Source organism: Oerskovia sp. Root22 (assembly GCF_001429135.1).
In the GTDB taxonomy this organism is placed as follows: Bacteria; Actinomycetota; Actinomycetes; order Actinomycetales; family Cellulomonadaceae; genus Oerskovia; species Oerskovia enterophila.
The window spans coordinates 68,951-90,339 of sequence record NZ_LMIL01000003.1 but is presented as its reverse complement, the minus strand read 5'-3'; the positions used below and the strand labels follow the sequence as shown (position 1 = coordinate 90,339).

At 68.4% G+C, this 21,389-nt stretch carries 19 protein-coding genes and 2 tRNA genes; 14 read left to right on the top strand and 7 right to left on the bottom strand.

Features of this window, described 5'->3' with window-relative positions:
• Positions 1 to 429: 429 nt before the first annotated feature.
• The 5 genes from ASE15_RS04320 to rpmH all read right to left on the bottom strand — a co-directional run bounded on the left by ASE15_RS04320 (position 430) and on the right by rpmH (position 2,968).
• Positions 430 to 951, bottom strand: coding sequence for a R3H domain-containing nucleic acid-binding protein (locus tag ASE15_RS04320; protein ID WP_056761801.1), 522 nt, complete (start codon positions 949 to 951; stop codon positions 430 to 432).
• A gap of 70 nt (positions 952 to 1,021) precedes the next feature.
• Entirely contained in the window at positions 1,022 to 2,086 is a 1,065-nt protein-coding gene (gene yidC / locus ASE15_RS04315) for a membrane protein insertase YidC (RefSeq protein ID WP_056648098.1), read from the bottom strand.
• A gap of 58 nt (positions 2,087 to 2,144) precedes the next feature.
• Positions 2,145 to 2,462 carry a membrane protein insertion efficiency factor YidD gene (gene yidD, locus ASE15_RS04310; RefSeq protein WP_082618210.1) on the bottom strand — a complete coding sequence of 106 codons (318 nt, stop codon included), beginning with the start codon at positions 2,460 to 2,462 and terminating at the stop codon, positions 2,145 to 2,147.
• Positions 2,459 to 2,824, bottom strand: coding sequence for a ribonuclease P protein component (gene rnpA / locus ASE15_RS20250; RefSeq protein WP_082608662.1), 366 nt, complete (start codon positions 2,822 to 2,824; stop codon positions 2,459 to 2,461). The genes yidD and rnpA overlap by 4 nt, the downstream gene beginning before the upstream one ends.
• A 6-nt stretch (positions 2,825 to 2,830) precedes the next feature.
• Entirely contained in the window at positions 2,831 to 2,968 is a 138-nt protein-coding gene (rpmH, locus tag ASE15_RS20245) for a 50S ribosomal protein L34 (RefSeq protein WP_010849920.1), read from the bottom strand.
• A 489-nt stretch (positions 2,969 to 3,457) separates the two neighbouring features.
• Between rpmH and dnaA the strand changes: the two genes are divergently transcribed.
• The 11 genes from dnaA to ASE15_RS04260 all read left to right on the top strand — a co-directional run bounded on the left by dnaA (position 3,458) and on the right by ASE15_RS04260 (position 16,995).
• Complete coding sequence (dnaA, locus tag ASE15_RS04305; protein WP_056761796.1) at positions 3,458 to 4,882, top strand: chromosomal replication initiator protein DnaA; 1,425 nt, start codon at positions 3,458 to 3,460, stop codon at positions 4,880 to 4,882.
• A 1,307-nt stretch (positions 4,883 to 6,189) separates the two neighbouring features.
• Positions 6,190 to 7,320: a DNA polymerase III subunit beta gene (dnaN, locus tag ASE15_RS04300; protein ID WP_056648090.1), complete on the top strand. Its 1,131-nt coding sequence runs from the start codon at positions 6,190 to 6,192 to the stop codon at positions 7,318 to 7,320.
• Positions 7,321 to 7,369: 49 nt separating this feature from the next.
• The gene (gnd, locus tag ASE15_RS04295; RefSeq protein WP_056648087.1) at positions 7,370 to 8,272 is read left to right on the top strand and encodes a phosphogluconate dehydrogenase (NAD(+)-dependent, decarboxylating); all 903 of its coding nucleotides are present in this window, start codon (positions 7,370 to 7,372) and stop codon (positions 8,270 to 8,272) included.
• A 170-nt stretch (positions 8,273 to 8,442) separates the two neighbouring features.
• A complete protein-coding gene (gene recF, locus ASE15_RS04290) occupies positions 8,443 to 9,657 on the top strand; it encodes a DNA replication/repair protein RecF (protein WP_056761794.1) in 1,215 nt (404 codons plus the stop codon).
• Positions 9,650 to 10,243 carry a DUF721 domain-containing protein gene (locus ASE15_RS04285; protein WP_235534155.1) on the top strand — a complete coding sequence of 198 codons (594 nt, stop codon included), beginning with the start codon at positions 9,650 to 9,652 and terminating at the stop codon, positions 10,241 to 10,243. Before recF ends, ASE15_RS04285 begins: the two co-directional genes overlap by 8 nt.
• A gap of 345 nt (positions 10,244 to 10,588) precedes the next feature.
• Positions 10,589 to 12,628, top strand: a complete 2,040-nt coding sequence (gyrB, locus tag ASE15_RS04280; protein ID WP_225220065.1) for a DNA topoisomerase (ATP-hydrolyzing) subunit B — start codon at positions 10,589 to 10,591, stop codon at positions 12,626 to 12,628.
• Positions 12,629 to 12,824: 196 nt separating this feature from the next.
• Complete coding sequence (gene gyrA / locus ASE15_RS04275) at positions 12,825 to 15,509, top strand: DNA gyrase subunit A (protein WP_082608660.1); 2,685 nt, start codon at positions 12,825 to 12,827, stop codon at positions 15,507 to 15,509.
• Positions 15,506 to 16,540 (top strand): DUF3566 domain-containing protein, encoded by a 1,035-nt coding sequence (locus ASE15_RS04270; RefSeq protein WP_235534153.1) that lies wholly within the window; start codon positions 15,506 to 15,508, stop codon positions 16,538 to 16,540. The genes gyrA and ASE15_RS04270 overlap by 4 nt, the downstream gene beginning before the upstream one ends.
• A gap of 127 nt (positions 16,541 to 16,667) precedes the next feature.
• A tRNA-Ile gene (locus ASE15_RS04265) sits at positions 16,668 to 16,741 on the top strand.
• 30 nt (positions 16,742 to 16,771) lie between these two features.
• A complete protein-coding gene (locus ASE15_RS21430) occupies positions 16,772 to 16,891 on the top strand; it encodes a DLW-39 family protein (protein ID WP_210410998.1) in 120 nt (39 codons plus the stop codon).
• Positions 16,892 to 16,922: 31 nt separating this feature from the next.
• A tRNA-Ala gene (locus ASE15_RS04260) sits at positions 16,923 to 16,995 on the top strand.
• Between the two features lie 147 nt (positions 16,996 to 17,142).
• Here ASE15_RS04260 and ASE15_RS04255 read toward each other — a convergent pair.
• The gene (locus tag ASE15_RS04255) at positions 17,143 to 18,132 is read right to left on the bottom strand and encodes a hypothetical protein (protein WP_056648081.1); all 990 of its coding nucleotides are present in this window, start codon (positions 18,130 to 18,132) and stop codon (positions 17,143 to 17,145) included.
• A 150-nt stretch (positions 18,133 to 18,282) separates the two neighbouring features.
• Here ASE15_RS04255 and ASE15_RS04250 point away from each other — a divergent pair, with 150 nt between their 5' ends.
• Both ASE15_RS04250 and ASE15_RS04245 read left to right on the top strand, forming a co-directional pair.
• Entirely contained in the window at positions 18,283 to 18,822 is a 540-nt protein-coding gene (locus ASE15_RS04250; protein ID WP_056648078.1) for a peptidylprolyl isomerase, read from the top strand.
• Between the two features lie 164 nt (positions 18,823 to 18,986).
• Positions 18,987 to 19,703, top strand: coding sequence for a rhomboid family intramembrane serine protease (locus ASE15_RS04245; protein ID WP_369800556.1), 717 nt, complete (start codon positions 18,987 to 18,989; stop codon positions 19,701 to 19,703).
• 214 nt (positions 19,704 to 19,917) lie between these two features.
• On the opposite strand, the gene ASE15_RS04240 is transcribed toward ASE15_RS04245, so the two are convergent.
• Positions 19,918 to 20,172 carry a cell division protein CrgA gene (locus tag ASE15_RS04240; RefSeq protein ID WP_056648075.1) on the bottom strand — a complete coding sequence of 85 codons (255 nt, stop codon included), beginning with the start codon at positions 20,170 to 20,172 and terminating at the stop codon, positions 19,918 to 19,920.
• A 183-nt stretch (positions 20,173 to 20,355) separates the two neighbouring features.
• Between ASE15_RS04240 and ASE15_RS04235 the strand changes: the two genes are divergently transcribed.
• On the top strand, positions 20,356 to 21,192 hold the full coding sequence (locus tag ASE15_RS04235; RefSeq protein ID WP_082618209.1) for a DUF881 domain-containing protein: 837 nt from the start codon (positions 20,356 to 20,358) through the stop codon (positions 21,190 to 21,192).
• The last annotated feature ends 197 nt before the right edge of the window (positions 21,193 to 21,389 follow it).

Sequence of the window (21,389 nt, the reverse complement as noted above, 5' to 3'; positions counted from 1 at the left end):
GACAACCAGGGTCCATGGTGTCACGTCCCGGCCTTGAGCGGTCCGACCGTTCGGTTCACCCGCCCTCGCAATCCGTGGGTGCGCGCAGATCTCGCCCTCGATATCCGTGGGCGATCACGAGACCCGAGCCTTCCCCCTTTCCAAGGATCGAGCTTCACGATCTTGCCGCCCCTCCCCGGCGCACTGATCTACCGCTGCGCTACGAAGAGGGTTTGCTCCTGCGTGGGACCAGGGACAGCGGGCACGTCGATGCCCGGGTCGACTTTGCCACGCTGACGGATGCCTCAGGGCAGGGCGGTGTGTCACACGACCCTCGATCCTTGAGCTCGACACCGGTCCGCCGGCTCGCCGTGTCCCGACACGACAGAGCCGCCCGATGTTTCACGTGAAACATCGGGCGGCTCAGCGACTGTTGAACGACTGATCGGGTCAGGAGGCCCCTGCAGGCCGGATCACGACATAGCGTTCCGGGTCCGTGCCACGAGAGTCGCTCGTGAGCCCAGCAGCCGCCACGACATCGTGGACAACCTTGCGCTCGAATGCGTTGAGCGGCTCCATGGACAACTCTTCGCCCGACTCACAAACCTTGGCGATCGCCACGGTGGCGAGCTCCGTGAGCTCGACCTTGCGCTGAGCCCGGAACCCGGCGATGTCGAGCATCAGTCGACTACGCTCCCCCGTCCGAGCCTGGACAGCGAGGCGGGTGAGCTCCTGCAGTGCGTCCAGCACCTCACCCTCCTTGCCCACCAGGTGCCGGAGCGACGCCGCGTCATCGGCCACGATCTCGAGGGCTGCGCGGCCGTGATCGATGTCGATGTCGATGTCACCGTCGAGGTCCGCGATATCGAGGAACTCCTCGAGGTAGTCCGCCGCGACCTCGCCCTCTTCCTCGAGGCGCGTCATCTCGTCGGGAGCGTGGTCTTCTGCAGCGGGTGCGTCGGTCGACGACATGCTGACTCCTTGGGGGTCAGGAGAACCCCGGGTCGCAAGGATCCTCGGTGCTCTCGGAACAGGACTAGGGCTACTTCTTCGGCTTCTTCGGGGACGGAGAACCCTTACCGGTTCCCTGTGCCGTGCCGCCGGTCTCGTCGTCGACAGGTGCATCCTCGACCTTGTCGGACGGAGCCGTGGTTCCGGTGATGACACGAGGCGTACCGGGCTTCTGACGGTCCTTGCGCTTGGGCTGCTGACGCTGTCCTCGCGGCTGCTCGATGACCGGAGCGGCTTCCTCGACGATCCCCTTGGCCGCAGCCTTGCGCTTCTTGCGCTCGAGCATGAGCCGCTCCGCCTCGGACCCCGGTGCCGGCATGCGCTTGATCGTGTAGAACTGCTGCCCCATGGACCAGAGGTTCGTCGTCGTCCAGTAGACCAGGACACCGACGGGGAAGTTCACGCCGGAGACGGCGAAGATGAAGGGGAAGACGTAGAGCATCATCTTCTGCGTCGAGGCCATGGGGCCCTCGAGCGCCGACTTCGGCATGTTCTTCATGGTCAGCTGGCGCTGCGTGAAGAACGTCGTGGCGCACATCGCGACGATGAGGCAGCCGATCACGATCTTCGCCTGGAGGTCGTCCGTCTTCAGGAAGACATCAGACAGGTGGGCCCCGAAGAGCGACGAGCTCTCGATGTCCTTGGCGACCGCTGCATTGATGGGGCCGATCGGGTCGGCATCACCCGTCGAGATCGGCACCAGACCGTTGAGCACGCGGAACAGTGCGAAGAAGATGGGCGACTGCAGAAGGATCGGCAGGCACGAGGCGAACGGGTTCGTCCCGTGCTTCTTGTAGAGCTCCATGGTCTCGCGGCTCATGGCCTCACGGGACGCCGGGTCCGACTTGCCCTTGTACTTCTTCTGGATCGCCTGCATCTCCGGCTGCAGCATCTGCATGCCGCGGGAGGCCTTGATCTGCTTGAAGAAGAGCGGGATCAGGAGGATACGGATGATGATCACGAGCCCGACGATCGAGAACACCCAACCGAGACCAGGCCCGTCGCCCATGCCCAGGAACACGAGCCCCTGGTGGCACAGGTACATGATCCACGCGACGACCCATTCGATCGGCTCGAGGAACTTGAAGAAGTCCATCCGTACTACTCCCTAACCTTCAACAAACTGGGTCCCGCCGACGTCGCCGGCAGGAGGACTAGTGCGAGTGCTTCCTCAGCGCCTCGGGAACGTCGTCGACGCCCCCCTTGCTCCAGGGGTTGCACCTCAGCAGCCGCCAGACGGCAAGCCGTACGCCTCGCAGCACACCGTGCCGTCGTATCGCGACGAGCGCGTACTGCGAGCACGAGGGGTAGTACTTGCAGGTCGGGCCAGTCATCGGGGAGATGACGCTCTGATATCCCCGGATCAGGCCGACGAGCACGAGCAGGGGAATCCTGCGAACGAAGCGCCACGACCGTGACGCCCACCCAGAGGTGCTGACACCCGGTGGTTCCACAGGGACTGCCGCACTCATGCGTCCGCCGTCCGTTGGCCCCACCGGGTCACAGCACGCTTGAGGCAGGACGCAAGGTCCTGATCCAGCTGAGCGAAGTCGCTGGACGCCGATGCGGGAAGAGCTCGGACCACCACGCGGGTCTGCGGCGGGAGCGCATCCAGGTACGACTGCGAGGCGGCGCGCAGACGCCGCTTCACCTTGTTCCGGTGCACGGCGTTGCCCACAGCCTTGGATACGACAAAACCGACCTGTGGTGGCCCGTCTCCCCCAGAATCCTGGGTGAGATGAACCACCACGGTCGATCGTCCCGCGCGCACGCCGCTGCGCACCGCCCGTTCAAAATCTACGGAACGGCGCATGCGGTGCGCCGCGGGCAGCACCTGCTGTCAGGCAGAGAGCTCGGCGCGGCCCTTGCGACGACGGGCAGCCAGGATGGCGCGGCCGGCGCGGGTGCGCATACGCAGCCGGAAACCGTGGGTCTTCGCACGGCGCCGGTTGTTCGGCTGGAAAGTCCGCTTGCTCACGAGGTACTCCAAGAACGTCGGGGAGGTACACCGTCTATGTCCTCGACGATGCAGTGCTACAGCTGGAAGAGATGCAGTTCTGCATCCCAGCCGTCCGTGTACCCGCCACGATGTGTCCGTGGATTCGCCCCCGTGAGGGCGCGCGAAAGTACCTGGAACGGCTGTATGACGTTACGCCGCGGGACCCCCTCGGGTCAAACCCGGGCTGGAACGCGCCGAGCCTGTCATGATATGTCGTGCAGTAGCCGATACGTCTAGGCTGGCTGCGCGACCGTCGTTCCTCCAGCATGGACCGATCCGACTCCGTCCGTCGAAGACCTGGGTCGGAGGTCCACCGGTCGCCCGTCGTCGGCACGTGATGTGACGTCAGAAGCCCAGTCTGCTAGCAGCCCACAGGTTGTGGAAAACTATGTGGATAACCGGTCTGCGTGACACACTCCAGAGCGGTCCTGCTCCTCATGCTCCACCCGACGACGAAGGAATCACCTGGTGCCCCACCCTGACGAGAACATCACTGATGTCTGGGCACAGACGATCGCCGTCCTCGAGGCCAGCCCCGACATGACGCCGCGGCAGATCGCTTTCATCAAGCTCGCGAAGCCTCTCGCGATCCTCGACGACACCGTCTTCATCGCCGTCCCTCACGAGCAGACCCGCACCTACCTCGAGACGCGCGTGCGCGACGAGCTCGTCTCTGCGATGTCCGGCGCCCTCGGGCGTGACGTCCGGTTCGGCATCACGGTCGATCCTGAGCTCAGCTCCGAACCGCCGTCCCCCGCCGCGCTCACGGCGAGCTCGCCCGAACCGATGCCTCTGCGCACCGAGGTCGAGCACGAGCGCCCCCTGCCCGCTCCCTCCCCGCAGCGTCCTCCCGCCGAGCCGACCAGGCTGAACCCGAAGTACATCTTCGAGACGTTCGTCATCGGCTCCTCGAACAGGTTCGCGCACGCTGCCGCGGTCGCGGTCGCCGAGGCACCCGCCAAGGCCTACAACCCCCTCTTCATCTACGGGCAGTCCGGCCTCGGCAAGACGCACCTCCTGCACGCGATCGGCCACTACGCGCACAACCTGTACCCGAACGTCCGCGTGCGCTACGTGAACTCCGAGGAGTTCACGAACGACTTCATCAACTCGATCAGCGAGGGCAAGGCCGGGACGTTCCAGCGGCGCTACCGCGACGTCGACGTGCTCCTGATCGACGACATCCAGTTCCTGCAGGGCAAGGAACAGACGATGGAGGAGTTCTTCCACACCTTCAACGCGCTGCACAACGCCAACAAGCAGCTCGTCATCACCTCGGACCTCCCGCCCAAGCAGCTCAACGGCTTCGAGGACCGCCTGCGCAGCCGCTTCGAGTGGGGTCTGATCACCGACGTCCAGCCCCCGGACCTCGAGACTCGCATCGCCATCCTGCGCAAGAAGGCTGCGAGCGAGCGGCTCGCGGCGCCGGCGGACGTGCTGTCCTACATCGGTTCCAAGATCTCCACGAACATCCGCGAGCTCGAGGGTGCACTCATCCGCGTGACGGCCTTCGCGAACCTCAACCGCCAGCAGGTGGATCTCGCCCTCGCCGAGATCGTCCTCAAGGACCTCATCACCGACGACGACGCGTCCGAGATCACCCCGGCGAGCGTGATCGCTCAGACGGCTGCGTACTTCGGACTGACGATCGAGGACCTCTGCGGAAGCTCGCGCTCCCGGGTCCTCGTCACGGCTCGTCAGATCGCCATGTACCTGTGCCGTGAGCTCACCGACCTGTCCCTGCCGAAGATCGGCCAGCAGTTCGGCGGCCGCGACCACACCACGGTCATGCACGCGAACAGGAAGATCACCGAGCAGATGGCCGAGCGCCGGTCGACGTACAACCAGGTGACCGAGCTGACGAGCAGGATCAAGCAGCAGCACCGGGGCTGACGCTGCTCGACGACTCCGTCTGTCCGTACCGTCCTGCTCTCGATCCCACCGAGGGGCACTCTCGGTGCCTCTCCCGGCCTTCGAACGAGCCTTGCCACAGCCCCGAGCAGCCCCACGCTCTCACCCTCCACAGGCAACCACGTGGACCCTGGGCCGTCCCACGCACGTCGCCACACCCGACGATCGTCCCCCGCGCTGCGCGCCCGACGGCGGGTCCCGTCGATCGTCAACGATCACCAGCTGCCGTTCATACCGACGTCTGTGGCCCAGATGCCCCTCGGACCACCTCGGCCCGACGAGTCGCCGAACCCCGCCCCCCAGCACGACGGAGGACGACCACGGGCCCTCAGGACGCGGCGTGGACCCTCGACTCCGGGTCGACACGACGGCCTCCCCTGACAACGCATCGACCGTTCACCAGCCCGGAATGCGGCTTATGCGACCTCTTGAGGGACAGCCGAACCGGAGCCCCGGACCTTGTGCACAGGGACGCGCCGGAACCCACGACGGCAGGTGGCCGCACCTCCGGCGGCCTCGACGGACGCACACTGCCTTCGAGCTCTTGTGTACAAGCCGTACGGAGAGGTCCGCCATCCCCAGAGTTGTCCACAGGGCCTGGGGGTATGTCCACCAGCGACTCATCGCTGTCCCCAGAAGTGGACCACTGCGTCCCCAATCACCTGTGTACAAGCCACTCTGTCCTGTGTACGGCTCGTCCGGCCGAGCCCTCAACTCACAAGCTTGTGCACCTGCCTGTGGATAACTGTGGACGAAGGGGCACATCGTGTGGACAGAGGAGACCTGACCGGTGGACGGCGAACTGTGGACAACTCGTCGTCAACAGTGCCTCCGATTTACCCACAGGCCCGTCCCCGGTTCGTCCACATGGAAAAAGGGCATCTGACCTGGGAAGAGAGCGCTTTTCCACACTTTGCACAGCACCGATGACTACGACGAATGATCTCTAACCAGGAAAAATCCACACGCCTTCATCTGGTCCCGAGAGCTCAGCGCTGCCTCAACTCGCGCCTGTGACCGCCGTCACAGAGAAGCCGAGAAGTGCGCAGGTCACGAGCGCTCGAGATCGCTCGTCCACGAGCGTGCCAGAGGTACCGCACCCCGCGCAGACTCGCGTAGGGTTCATGCGGGCACGACCCGAGCAAGGTCTCGGCCTCCCCGACGACGAGGGGGCCGGCAGGGCGCCGTGACGTGCGTGCAGAGTTCTGCACAGACACTCTCCGGACCTGTGCACCGCGCGGTGGAGTGCCTGACATGTGAAGATCGATCCATGGACGAGAGGGTGTGGGATGAAGTTCCGGGTTGAGCGTGATGTCCTGGCCGACGCTGTGACGTGGACGGCCCGTACGTTGCCGACCCGACCTCCTGCTCCCGTCCTCGCGGGCGTGCGCATCGAGGCCGACGCCGTCGGGACGATCGGTCTGTCGAGCTTCGACTACGAGGTCTCCGCGCGCTCGGAGATCCCCGCGGAGGTGACCGAGCCGGGCACGGTCCTGGTGTCCGGCCGACTCCTTGCGGAGATCTCCCGCGCCCTGCCCGCCAAGCCCGTCGACTTCGCGGTCGAGGGCAACAAGGTCATCGTGACCTGTGGCGCGAGCCGTTTCACGCTCCTCACCATGCCTGTCGAGGACTACCCGGCCCTGCCCGCGATGCCGGAGCTCTCGGGCACGGTCTCTGGCGACGAGCTGACGCACGCCGTCGCGCAGGTGACGGTCGCCGCGAGCCGTGACGACACGCTCCCGCTCCTGACGGGCGTCCGCATGGAGATCGAGGGCGAGCGCATCACGCTGCTCGCGACCGACCGCTACCGCCTCGCGCTGCGTGAGCTCACGTGGACCCCCGGCACCCCCGACTTCAGCGCGGTCGCGCTGGTCCGTGCCCGCACGCTCAACGACGTCGCCAAGTCGCTCGGCAGCTCGGGCCTGGTCAACGTGGGTCTCACGGCCGGTACGGGCGTCGACCTCATCGGCTTCGAGGCCGGCGGACGCCACACGACCTCGCAGCTCGTGGACGGCGACTACCCCGCGGTCCGCCGTCTGTTCCCCGACGAGACCCCGATCCACGCGGTCATGGCGACCGCTCCGCTGATCGACGCGGCCAAGCGCGTGTCCCTCGTGGCCGAGCGCAACACGCCGATCCGGCTGTCCTTCACGGACGGCCAGGTCGTCCTGGACGCCGGCCAGGGCGACGACGCGCAGGCGTCGGAGGCCCTCGAGGCGGTGCTCGTGGGCGAGGAGATCTCGGTCGCGTTCAACCCGCAGTTCCTGCTGGACGGGCTCGGGGCCCTGGGGACGGACTTCGTCCGCCTCAGCTTCACGCACCCGAACAAGCCGGTGGAGTTCACCGGTCAGGAGTCGCTGGACGGCGAGGACTCCTCGCACTACCGCTACCTGCTGGTCCCCATCCGCTTCGCGAGCTAGCAGGGGCCGGCCCGCGCAGTACACGAGCTCAACGGCACGGAGGCACGCGATGGTCACGCACATCGGTCTGGTCGGACTCGGCAAGATGGGCGCGAACATGCGTTCGCGCCTGCGTGCCGGCGGCATCGAGGTCACGGGCTTCGACCGCAACCCGGACGTCTCGGACGTCTCGACGCTGGCAGAGCTGGTCGAGGCCCTTCCGGCTGGGCAGCGGGTCGTGTGGGTCATGGTTCCCTCGGGGCCCATCACCCGCGGGGTGGTCACCGAGCTGGGCGAGCTGCTGACGAGCGGTGACGTGGTCGTCGAGGGCGGGAACTCCCACTTCTCGGACGACGCCGAGCACGCCGCACAGCTCGCGCCCCGTGGCATCGGCTACCTGGACGTCGGCGTCTCGGGCGGTGTCTGGGGCCTCGAGAACGGGTACGGGCTCATGGTGGGCGGCGACGCGGCTCTCGTCGAGGCCGTGATGCCGGTCTTCGACGCGCTGCGCCCGGACGGGCCGCGTGACGAGGGGTTCGTCCACGCGGGAGCCGTCGGCGCGGGGCACTACGCCAAGATGGTCCACAACGGCATCGAGTACGGACTCATGCAGGCGTACGCCGAGGGCTACGAGCTCCTCGAGGCCAAGGACATCGTGACGGACGTCCCGGGCACCCTCAAGGCCTGGACGCGGGGCACGGTGGTCAGGTCCTGGCTGCTCGACCTCCTGGTCAAGGCGCTCGAGGAGGACCCCGAGCTGGGCGCGATCAGCGACTGGGTCGAGGACTCGGGCGAGGGCCGCTGGACCGTGGACGAGGCGATCGACAGCGCAGTGCCCCTCCCTGTCATCTCGGCCGCGCTCTTCGCGCGCTTCGCGTCGCGGCAGGGCGCGTCGCCCGCGATGAAGGCGGTCGCGGCGCTGCGCCAGCAGTTCGGCGGGCACGCGGTCAAGCCCGCGGGCCCGGCCTCCTGACGGGTTCCGTCCTTCCCGCCCGACGCCGCCTCGTACCTCGCGCGCACAACCTCGGGTCGAGGCGTCACACTGGTGGGAGCACCTTCCTGACCGTCGTGTCCACAGTTGCTCCCTGCCCTGTGGACGAAGATCGCCTCGTCGACCTCGTCGACCGCAAGCCGTAGGACCAGATGTACATCTCCCACCTCTCCCTCGCGGACTTCCGTTCGTACACCTCCGTCGACGTCGAGCTCGAGCCCGGCGTGAACGCCTTCGTCGGGCCCAACGGCCAGGGCAAGACGAACCTCGTCGAGGCGATCGGCTACGTCGCGACGCTCGGCAGCCACCGCGTCCCGTCGGACGCGGCCCTGGTCCGCGCCGGTGCGCCGCGGGCCGTGATCCGTACGAGGATCGTCCGCGGGGACCGGGCGAGCACGGTCGAGATCGAGATCACCCCGGGCAAGGCGAACAGGGCCAGGATCAACCGGGCACCGGCGAGCCGGCCTCGGGACGTGCTCGGCATCGCTCGCACGGTGCTGTTCGCCCCTGAGGACCTGGCTCTCGTCAAGGGCGACCCGGACGGTCGACGCAAGTTCCTGGACCAGCTCGCGGTGCTCCTCGTCCCGCGGTTCGCGGGCGTCCTGAGCGACTACGACCGCGTGCTGCGGCAGCGCAGCGCGCTCCTCAAGTCGGCCGGGGGCGCCATGCGTGCCTCGCGGTCGCAGTCGCCCGACCTGCGCACGCTCGACGTCTGGGACGCCAAGCTCGCGTCGACGGGCGCGGAGATCATCGCGTTGAGGCTCCAGCTCGTCGACGCGCTGCAGCCGTACGTGGCGGCAGCCTACGAGCAGGTGAGCTCGGGTCAGGGAGAGGCGCACGTCGCGTACCGCTCCTCGCTCGCGGCCGCGCTCGAGGAGACGAGCGACGTCGTCGGGCAGGAAGGGCAGGCCCTGAGCGTCGCCGAGCTCGAGGCCCAGCTCCTGACCGCCATGACCTCCTTGCGCAGCAAGGAGATCGACCGCGGGGTGTGCCTCGTCGGGCCGCACCGCGACGACCTCGTCCTGACGCTCGGCGGCCTGCCGGCCAAGGGGTACGCGAGCCACGGCGAGTCGTGGTCGTTCGCGCTCGCGCTGCGTCTCGCCTCGTACCGGCTGCTCACGGACGGGGCGCCTCAGGCGTCGGGCTCGCTCCTGTGGTCCCCGGACTGGGGGCCCGACGGCGAGCCCGTCCTGCTGCTCGACGACGTGTTCGCCGAGCTCGACGTGCGCCGCCGCGACCGGCTCGCGGACCTGGTCGCCGGGGCCAACCAGGTCATCATCACGGCGGCGGTGCCCGACGACGTCCCGGCCCAGCTCCAGGGGCTGCGGCTCGACGTCCTCGACGGGCAGGTGACCCGTCGTGCGTGACCGGGGCCAGGACCCGGACGAGGACGCCGCCGGCCACGAGGACGACGAGCCCGCACGTCCCGCAGGCCTGCCCGTGGGCGAGGTCGTCGACCTGACCCCTCCGGCCCAGGTAGCGCGCGAGGCGCTCAACCGGGCTCGGGCCGCTGCCCGGGCCAAGGGCATCCGTCCCGGGCAGCCCTCCCGGCGGATCCTGGCGGACCCTCCCCCGTCGTCAGGGGCCCGGCCCGGTGGGCGCGACCCCCAGACGTTCGGTGCGGTCGTCCAGCGGCTGCTCCACGAGCGGGGGTGGGTGCAGGACGTGTCGGTCGGCGGGGTGATCGGGCGCTGGCGCGAGGTGGTCGGCGACCAGGTGGCCGACCACTGCGTGCCCGAGACCTTCGAGGACAAGGTCCTCGTGGTGCGCGCGGACTCGACCGCATGGGCGACCCAGGTCAAGCTGCTGACCCCTCGACTGCTCGAGCGGCTGGCGCAGGAGGTCGGTGAGGGAGTGGTCGAGACCGTGACCGTCCTGGGCCCGGCCGGGCCCAGCTTCCGTCGCGGTCCCAAGACCGTCCGGGGCCGTGGCCCGCGCGACACCTACGGCTGATCTAGAGGGCGATTCGTCCCGATATGACGGTCGCGCGCCGTGCGCGGGCAAGGCTGTCGGCGAACAGATCCACCGACCTGTGGAGAACCTTGTGGAGAACTCGCTCCGAAGGGCTCATAATCCGCTGTTTTGGCTGCCTCCCAGGTAGAATGGTGAGGTCATTCCGGGTCACTCCGCGCGCGCCGACTGGCACGCGCGCGAGCCGGAACCGATGAGCCGTGCAGCGATCCTCCCCAGCGGGTGAACCTGTCGCGTGCAAGATGACGAGGAGCGCTTCCGCCCGTGGCAGAGCACACAGACAACGTCCCTTCGAGCCTGCCCCCGGAGAGCGGTGGAGGTCCCGGCCTGGACCAGGACCCTTCGGGCGGCACGTACGACGCGAGCAACATCACCGTCCTCGAAGGGCTCGAGGCCGTCCGCAAGCGACCCGGTATGTACATCGGCTCGACCGGTGAGCGAGGGCTCCACCACCTGGTGTACGAGGTTGTGGACAACTCTGTGGACGAAGCCCTCGCGGGCTACGCCGACACGATCGACGTGACACTTCTGGCCGACGGAGGTGTACGCGTCACCGACAACGGCCGCGGTATCCCCGTCGCCATCCACCCGACCGAAGGCAAGCCCACGGTCGAGGTCGTCATGACGATCCTCCACGCCGGCGGGAAGTTCGGCGGGGGCGGCTACGCGGTCTCCGGTGGACTGCACGGCGTGGGCATCTCGGTCGTCAACGCGTTGTCGCGCAAGGTCCAGACGGTGATCAAGCGTGACGGCCACGTCTGGAGCCAGAACTTCAAGGACGGCGGCAAGACCGACGGGCCTCTCGTCGAGGGCGAGGCCACCACGGAGACCGGCACGACGCAGACGTTCTGGCCGGACCCGGAGATCTTCGAGACGACCGAGTTCGACTTCGAGACTCTCCGCTCGCGCTTCCAGCAGTACGCGTTCCTCAACAAGGGGCTGCGCATCACGCTCACGGACGAGCGCCGTCAGTTCCTGGACACCGACGACGAGGTCACGGGCCAGGTCTCGGACCCCGCCGAGGACCTCGTCGCGGCCCCCGAGGGGGAGGACGAGTTCAAGCCCCGCGTGGTGTCGTACAAGTACGACGAGGGGCTGGTGGACTACGTCAAGCACCTCAACGCGGCCAAGAAGGTCGAGCTGATCCACGACGAGATCATCGACTTCGAGTCCGAGGACAAGGAGCGGCGCATCTCGGTCGAGATCGCGCTCCAGTGGACCAGCGCCTACTCCGAGTCCGTGCACACGTTCGCCAACACGATCTCGACGACCGAGGGCGGCACGCACGAGGAGGGCTTCCGTGCGGCCATGACCTCGCTCGTCAACGAGTACGCGCGGGCCAAGGCCATCATCAAGGAGAAGGACGACAACCTCACGGGTGACGACATCCGCGAGGGCCTCACGGCCGTCCTGTCGATCAAGCTCGGCGAGCCCCAGTTCGAGGGCCAGACGAAGACCAAGCTCGGCAACACCGAGGCCAAGTCGTTCGTGCAGCGCGTCGTCCGCTCGCAGCTCACGGACTGGTTCGACTCGCACCCGACCGAGGCGCGCGACATCATCCGCAAGGCCATCCAGGCATCGCAGGCGCGGCTCGCCGCCCGCAAGGCGCGCGAGGCGACGCGGCGCAAGGGGCTCCTCGAGTCCGGCGGCATGCCGGGCAAGCTCAAGGACTGCCAGTCCAACCGGCCCGAGGAGTGCGAGGTCTTCATCGTCGAGGGTGACTCGGCAGGCGGCTCGGCCGTCCGTGGACGCAACCCGCACAACCAGGCGATCCTCCCGCTGCGAGGCAAGATCCTCAACGTCGAGCGCGCCCGCCTCGACCGTGCGCTGGGCAACAACGAGGTCCAGGCGCTCATCACGGCGTTCGGCACGGGCATCGGCGAGGACTTCGACATCGCCAAGCTGAGGTACCACAAGATCGTCCTCATGGCGGACGCCGACGTCGACGGCCAGCACATCTGCACGCTGCTGCTGACGCTGCTCTTCCGGTACATGCGTCCGCTGATCGAGCACGGCCACGTGTACCTCGCGCAGCCGCCGCTCTACCGCCTCAAGTGGTCCAACGCGCCGCACGACTACGTCTACTCCGACCGGGAGCGCGACGCGTTCCTGCTCGCGGGCCAGGCCGCGGGCAAGCGCATCCCCAAGGAGAACGGGATCCAGCGCTACAAGGGTCTCGGCGAGATGGACTACTCGGAGCTGTGGGACACGACCATGGACCCCGAGCACCGCACGCTCAACCAGGTCACGCTCGACGACGCGGCCGCCGCGGACGAGATCTTCTCGATCCTCATGGGCGAGGACGTCGAGTCGCGCCGGAACTTCATCCAGCGCAACGCCAAGGACGTGAGGTTCCTGGACATCTAGCGGGTAGGACGTGGTCGGTGACGAGGGACGGCCGGGTGGAAGACCCGGCCGTCCGCGCGCGGACCACGACCTACCGCGCGACGACACGGCGGACGGCTCACCAGGAGACCTTCACGGTCGACCGGGCGTGCTTCCTCCGAGCCGCGACGACAGCTTCACCACACAGCAGGACCACGACAGGACGAGGTAGACGACGGTGACGGACGAGACTCCCGAGCAGGACGAGAACCAGGGGACCCTTCCCGGGGACGGGACCGAGGCGACGCTGGGGGCCGACGGCGCGGTCGCGGTGCAGCACGGCCGGATCGCACAGGTGGACCTGCAGCTCGAGATGCAGCGCTCGTACCTCGACTACGCCATGAGCGTCATCGTCGGACGAGCGCTCCCCGACGTGCGTGACGGGCTCAAGCCCGTCCACCGTCGCGTGCTGTACGCGATGCACGACGGCGGCTACCGCCCCGACCGCGCGTTCTCCAAGTGCAGCCGTGTCGTCGGTGACGTCATGGGAAAGTTCCACCCGCACGGTGACACGTCGATCTACGACGCCCTGGTCCGCCTGGTCCAGGACTGGTCGCTGCGCTACCCGCTCGCTGCGGGCCAGGGGAACTTCGGGTCCCCCGGCAACGACCCGGCGGCGGCCCCTCGATACACCGAGTGCCGCATGGCACCGCTGGCCACGGAGATGGTCCGGGACATCGACAAGGAGACGGTCGACTTCCAGGACAACTACGACGGCCGTACCCAGGAGCCCGTCGTCCTGCCCTCGCGGTTCCCGAACCTGCTGGTCAACGGCTCGGCCGGCATCGCGGTCGGCATGGCCACGAACATCCCCCCGCACAACCTCCGTGAGGTCGCGGACGGCGTGAAGTGGCACCTCGAGCACCCGGAGGCCTCCAAGGAGGAGCTCCTCGAGGTGCTGCTGACCAAGATCAAGGGCCCGGACTTCCCGACCGGCGCGACGATCCTCGGCCACAAGGGCATCGAGGAGGCGTACCGCACGGGTCGTGGCTCGATCACGATGCGCGCGGTCGTCAACGTCGAGGAGATCCAGAACCGGATCTGCCTCGTCATCACCGAGCTCCCCTACCAGGTCAACCCTGACAACCTGGCGCTGCGCATCGCGGACCTGGTCAAGGACGGCAAGGTCCAGGGCATCGCGGACATCCGCGACGAGACGTCCGGTCGTACGGGGCAGCGCCTCGTGATCGTGCTCAAGCGAGACGCGGTCGCGAAGGTCGTCCTGAACAACCTGTACAAGCACACGTCTCTCCAGGAGAACTTCGGCGCGAACATGCTCGCGCTGGTCGACGGCGTGCCGCGCACGCTGAGCATCGACGCGTTCGTCCGGCACTGGACGACGCACCAGATGGACGTCGTCATGCGCCGTGCCCGGTTCGACCTGCGTGCCAAGGAGGAGCGGGCACACATCGTGCGCGGCTACCTCAAGGCGCTCGACGCGCTCGACGCGGTCATCGCGCTCATCCGTGGTTCGGCGACGGTCGAGGACGCCCGTGAGGGCCTCATGGCGCTGCTCGAGGTCGACGAGATCCAGGCCCGTGCCATCCTGACCCTCCAGCTGCGTGCCCTCGCGGCCATGGAGCGTCAGAAGCTCATCGACGAGTACGCCGAGCTCGAGGCCGCGATCAAGGACCTCAACGACATCCTCGCCCGTCCCGAGCGCCAGCGTCAGATCGTGGGCGACGAGCTCGAGGAGATCGTGGCCCGGTACGGCGACGAGCGTCGCACGACGATCCTGCCCTACGACGGGGAGGTGTCGATCGAGGACCTCATCGCCGAGGAGGAGGTCGTCGTCACGATCACGCGCGGTGGCTACGCCAAGCGCACCCGCAGCGACAACTACCGCCAGCAGAAGCGCGGTGGCAAGGGCGTGCGCGGCGCGCAGCTGCGCGAGGACGACATCGTCGACCACTTCTTCGTCACGACGACGCACCACTGGCTCCTGTTCTTCACGAACCTCGGCCGGGTGTACCGGGCCAAGGCGTACGAGCTGCCCGAGGGCGGCCGCGACGCCAAGGGCCAGCACGTCGCGAACCTCCTGGCGTTCCAGCCCGGAGAGAAGATCGCCCAGGTCCTTGACCTGCGCGACTACGACGCCGCGGAGTACCTGGTGCTCGCGACCCGTCGCGGTCTGGTCAAGAAGACGCGCCTCTCGGAGTACAACTCGCCGCGCTCGGGTGGTCTCATCGCGATCAACCTGCGCGAGGACGAGGACGGCAACACCGACGAGCTGGTCTCGGCCCGGCTGGTCGACGCGACGGACGACCTGATCCTGGTCTCGCGCAAGGGGCAGTCGATCCGCTTCACGGCCGACGACGACGCCATGCGTCCGCTCGGCCGGTCCACCTCGGGCGTGACGGGCATGAAGTTCCGTGAGGAGGACGACCTCCTGGCCATGGACGTGGTCCGGGACGACGCGTTCCTGTTCACGGTCACCGAGGGCGGGATCGCCAAGCGGACCCAGCTCACGGAGGACAACTACCGCGTCCAGGGCCGCAACGGGTTCGGCATCAAGGTGGCCAACCTGCCCGAGCGCAACGGGGACCTGGTCGGCGCGCTCGTGGTCGACGCCGACGACGAGGTGCTCGTCATCATGGAACGGGGGAAGATCGTCAGGTCGTCCGTCGACGAGGTCAAGCCGACGGGTCGTACGTCGCAGGGCGTGATCTTCGCCAAGCCGGACAAGAACGACAAGATCATCGCCGTTGCCCGTAATGTCGAACGTCGACTGGGGGAGGATCGGGATACCGTGGACGAGGAAGCATCCGAGCAGGGGCAGCCTGACGTCGCCTCTCCCGCCAGCACCACCGGGCAGGAGGCTTCGTCGGAAGCGGCCCCCGGAGCCACCGAGGATGGTAGATGAGCAGCGAGAAGAAGTCCCCGCCGACGATCGTGCCCAAGGTGGTGCCGCCGCGTCCTGACGACGTGACGGGCACCGCGAGCCGCCCTGCGGCGACCAACGGCACGGCACGGCCCGCAGGGGGCGGGACGACCAGCGGTGCGCCGGCCGGGGCCAACGCCCCGGTGCCGCCGCCGCCCGCGGCGAGCGGTCCGTCGGGCGGGAGCGAGGCCCCCGTCCCGCCGCCTCCCGCATCGAACGGTGGCACGGCGCGCTCCGGCGCGCTCAAGGCCGCGGCGGCGGCCATGGCCACGGCCAAGGCAGCCGCGAAGAAGCTGTCCGACCCGGCTCCGGCGACCGCCAAGACGGCGGCAGCAGGTCCGGCTCCCGCCAAGCCCGCGGCGAGCCCGGCGCCCGCAGCGGCTGCCCCGGCGACGCCCGTCGCACAGTCCACGACCGAGATCGACGACCGAACGGTGCCGCGCGTGACGAAGAGCTCGACGAGCACCACCGCTCCTGGCGGTACGCAGGAGGTCCCGGCGATGCACTACACGGCTGCCGGCTTCAGCGGGACGGCCCGCCCGGTGACGGGGACCACTCCCGCGGCGGCTGCTCCTGCCACGACCGCGGCCGCCACCGCCGCAGGGGCGCCCTCGACGGACGCGAAGCCCGGCGCGCGGCCGGCGTCCGACGGCCCCCGCAGGGTCCGCCTGACGGTGTCCCGGGTCGACCCGTGGTCGGTCATGAAGCTATCGTTCCTGCTGGCCGTGGCCATCGGGATCATGACGGTCGTCGCGACCGCGGTCTTCTGGACCGTGCTGGACGGCATGGGCGTCTTCACCGAGGTGAACTCCCTGGTGGAGAGCATCGTCGGCAAGGAGAGCCCCGTCGACGTGCTCCAGTTCGTGGAGTTCAACCGGGTCGTCGCACTCTCCACCCTGATCGCGATCGTGAATATGGTGCTCATCACAGCGCTGTCCACGATCATGGCGTTCATCTACAACCTGGTTGCCGCGATGGTGGGCGGAATCCACCTCACGATGACGGACGACTAGGGCAAAACGTCCCCTGACCGGGGCGTCGTCGCAGGCCGTGAGCGGTCCCGGACGGCTCCCGACGATGTCCCGGTTTGGGTACACCCCGAGAAGTGCGATAGTCTCAAGCGCTGCCGCAGCACAGCAAGGGCCTATAGCTCAGACGGTTAGAGCGCTTCCCTGATAAGGAAGAGGTCAGAGGTTCAAGTCCTCTTAGGCCCACTGCCGGAAACCCACCCGAGGGGGAACGTCATGAAGAAGTTCTTCGTACTGCTGCTCGTTGCTGGCGCTGGATTCTTGATCTGGCGCAAGGTGTCCGAGGACAACAACGAGCGCGATCTCTGGGCAGAGGTCACCGACACTTTCGAGTGACGGTTCTCTGCACGTCGGTTCCGAGCGTTCTGGGGCCATGGCGCAATTGGTAGCGCACCTGCTTTGCAAGCAGGGGGTTGGGGGTTCGAGTCCCCCTGGCTCCACACAGTGAGAAGGCCGTCGGCCGGGTCCATGACCCGACCGGCGGCCTTCTGCGTGCTCCGGCCGTCGCCGGATCCCGGACGGTAGCGCCCCATGCACGAGGGGCCCGCCCGGCATCGCCGGACGGGCCCCTCGTGCAGGCGTACCGCTCAGGCCGTGGGCTTCTTGTCCTCGCCCTCGGTGCTGCCCTCGCTGCCCGCCGACGGCGCCGCGTCCTTGGCGCGTCCGGTCGCCTTGCGCGTGGCCTCCTTGGCGTCGGTCACGGCGTCCTGGACCTTCCCGGAGATCTTGTCCCCGGCGTCGGCGACGGCGCCCTGGACCTTCTCCCCGGTCTCACGGCCCTTGGCGACGGCTGCGCCGGCAGCCTCGCCGACGGCCTCGGCTGCGTTGCCGACGGCGGCTCGTGCGTCGTCGAAGGTCGAGGCGGGGACCTGGTCCCAGGGCTCGGCCCACGGGTCCGTGGTCGGCTGGGCACGGCGCCACAGCACGTAGGCGCCGCCGGCAGCGGTCACACCGCCCACGACCCACCACAGGGCCTTGCTCTTCTTCTGCGGGTCGGCGGTCTCAGCGGCCGCGGTGAGCTTGGCTGGTGCGGCCTTGGCAGCCTTCTTGGCCGACGCGGCCGAGGCGTCGAGGCCCTTCTTCGCGGCCTTGGCGGCCTTCTTCGTGGCCCTCTTGGACAGTGTCTCGGTGGCTGCCGCGGACTCTGCCGTGGCGGCGGCCGCTGCGTCGGCGGCGCGGGACGCGGCTTCGGCTGCTGCGGCGGCCGCTGCGTTGAAGCTCGCCACGATCTTGGGCAGGACCTCGTCGACGAGCTTGTCGTGCGCGGTGTCGATCGCGGGCGCTGCCTTCCCCGCTGCCTTCTCGACGCGTGGTGCAGCGGCCTGGAGGCTGTCCTGCCATGCCTTCTCGACACGAGGCGTCAGCCACTCGACGAAGGCCTCGACCTTGGGGCTGCCCCACTCCTTCGCCTGACCGGCGGCACCCTTGGCCTGGTCGGCGAGCTGGACCGCGGTCGTCTGTGCCTTGGCGCCGGCCTCCCCGACGAGCGCAGCGACCTCGGCGGCCTGATCCTTGAGCTTCTCGGTATCGATCGTGTCGGTCACGGCGCGTGCGGAACGGCGGGTTCGGTCGGACATGGAGACTCCAGGTGTTCGTGATGCGGGCTGTAGGCGCTGGAACTCCACTCTGCCACCGTGCCCGGAGGCTCGCGAGGCAAGCGCGCCGTGGCGCGGGACACGAGCCGAGGGACAGGGCCGGGGCACAGGCGACCGTGTGAGAATGGGGGCATGTTCGCAACCCTCCACACCACTGCTGGTGACATCCGTATCGAGCTCCTGCCGAACCACGCGCCCAAGACGGTGGCGAACTTCACCGGTCTGGCGAAGGGCACCACGACCTGGACGGATCCGCGCACGGGCGCGGAGCGCAACGACCCGTTCTACGACGGTCTGATCTTCCACCGCGTGATCCAGGACTTCATGCTGCAGGGCGGCTGCCCGCTCGGCACCGGTACCGGTGGCCCCGGCTACACGTTCAACGACGAGATCCACCCCGAGCTGCAGTTCGACCGCCCGTACCTGCTGGCGATGGCCAACGCGGGCTCGCGTCGCAACCCGGTCTCGGGTGAGGTCGAGGGCACCAACGGGTCGCAGTTCTTCATCTCGACGGTCCCCACCCCGTGGCTCAACGGCAAGCACACCATCTTCGGCGAGGTCGTCGACGACGAGTCCCGCGCGGTCGTGGACGCGATCAACGCGACGCGTACCCGTCCGGGCGACCGCCCGGTGGAGGACATCGTCATCACCTCGGTCACCATCGAGGACTGACCATCTCCGTCCCCGCCTTCGGGACACCGGGGCCGGCGCAGCCGGCCCCGGTGTGTCCCCGACACCCAGACCGCGTCTCGTACGTCCGCTGCCAGCGCTGTGGACGTCCGGCCTGCCCCGAGTGCCAGCGTCCGGCGGCCGTCGGTATCCAGTGCGTCGACTGCGTGCGCGAGCAGGCCCGGTCCGCACCCCAGACCACGACGGCTCTCGGCGGGACCGTCCGGACGGGGCGCCCGGTCGTCACGCTGACGATCATCGCGCTGTGCGTCGTGAGCTGGCTGCTCCAGCTGGCCACCGGCGGCGAGTGGACCCAGCGGCTGGCGTTCGCACCGTTCATCGGTGACGTGCAGCCCTACCGGTTCCTCACCGCGGCCTTCCTGCACTCGACGAGCGTCTTCCACATCCTGTTCAACATGTACGCGCTGTGGATCACCGGGCCCTTCCTCGAGCAGATGCTCGGGAGGGCACGGTTCATCGCGCTGTACGTGCTCGCGGCCGTCGGCGGATCCGTCGGCGTCGTCCTGCTCGCTCAGCCGACGCCGGACGGCGGTTGGTTCACGCCGGTCGTCGGTGCGTCCGGGGCCGTGTTCGGGCTCTTCGGAGCGATCCTCGTGGTGCTGCGGCGCCTGGGGCGGAACGCCGCCCAGATCCTCGTCCTGATCGGGATCAACTTCGCGATCGGCTTCATGGTCAGCAACATCGCCTGGCAGGCTCACCTGGGTGGGCTCGTCGTGGGGCTCGTGCTCGGGGCGGGGTACGCCTACGCACCCAAGGAACGGCGCAGGCTGTGGAGCATCGGCATCACGGTCGCGGTCGCGGTGGTGCTCGTCGTCCTGACGGTCCTGAAGTACGCCTCGGCCCCGCAGTTCGTGCTGTCCTGAGCAGACTGCTCGATCTCGAATAGTTATCCACAGAGTTACTCACAGGTGTGGAACTACACCGATGTAGTTATCCACAGGCCAGGGAATCTGTGGATGGCCGACCGTCCCGCGCACGCTGGCGACAGGCAAGAGGGTGGGGTCCGCAGCTCTGCGGGCCCCACCCTCTCCTGCACCGAGCACCGCCGACGTGGGCGGGATGCACGTCGTCCAGCGACTACTTCCAGCGCGTGGTCAGCGCGAACCCGGCGATGATCAGGACGAACCCGACCACCAGGTTCCAGTTGTGGAGCGCCGGGATCGGCAGGCCGAGGCCTCCGCTGGTGAGGTAGAAGATGACGATCCACGCCAGGCCCAGGAGCATCAGGGTCAGCATGGTCGGGACCAGCCAGCGGGGGTTGCCGGTCTCAGGCTTCTTCACCTGCGGGGCCTTGACCTTGGCGGGCTTCTTACGGGACTTCGACTCGGGCACGAGAGCTGGCTCCTGTCCTCGGGATGCGTGTTCCTGGCACCAGTCGTGTGCAGGAGCTGTGTCGGGTGGGACGAAGCGCCGTTGCGCGACGTCGTGAACGGCGACGCCATTCGTCATCTAGCGTAGTGGGCGGACAGAATAGCGTGTGCACGGGCAGATGGACGAGAGCCGGGAGTGAGCCAGATGGATCGCCGTCACGGAACGACGCACGAGCCCGAGGGTGCTGCGGCCGAGGATGCCCCGCGCGCCGACGCCGGCGAGCCCGTCGACACGGCCGGAGTCCGCCCCCCCACACGAGCCCGTCGGATCCGGTCCAGCGTCACGGTGCTGCTGGTGCTCTCGCTCTCGGGGCTCATGTTCTCGGCCAGCGCCCGGCTCGCGCAGGGCCAGGACGGACGTCATCCCGAGAACCTGACGGAGCTCGTGCAGAGCGAGGAGCGCCGGGTCAAGGACATGACCGAGAAGGTCGTCGGTCTCCAGGCGGAGGTGTTGACCCTCGCGGCAGGGACTGGGCAGGCCGAGACCGAGTCGCCCGAGCTCGTCGAGCGCACCGGGATCGTGTCGGGTGCGGTCGCCGTGACGGGTCCGGGACTCAGCGTCACGCTCGACGACGCCCCCATGACCCAGGACCACCCCAAGGCGCGCGTGGACGACCTCGTGGTCCACCAGCAGGACCTGCAGGAGGTCATCAACGCGCTCTGGGCCGGAGGCGCGGAAGCGATGACTCTCCAGGGCCAGCGCGTCACCCCCACGACCGCCTTCCGCTGCGTCGGGAACGTGCTCAACCTCCACGGGCGGGTGTTCTCGCCGCCCTACACGGTGTCCGCGGTGGGTGACCCAGCACAGCTCCAGAAGGCGCTCGACCGTTCCGAGGCGATCGACATCTACAAGCAGTACGTGGACGAGTACGGCCTCGGGTGGAAGGTCGACAAGTCGGACTCCCTCCTCATGCCCGTGTTCGAGGGGGCGACCGACCTGAAGTACGCGCGCGTGACCGGCTCGGAGGACGAGGGCGCGTGACGCCGTCGGGCCAAGGGACGGGCTCCCCCACCCCGCGCCCCCGACGACCGACCCGGCCCGCGCATGGACACGGTCTCCGGCCCCCCGCAGCAGGGACAATGATGAGCAGGCCGGGCCCTGCCCGACCCCTCCGGACGAGCCGCACCCCCCGCGGGGCGTCCGGACGTCTCTACGCAACGACATCCGAAGGAACAGGT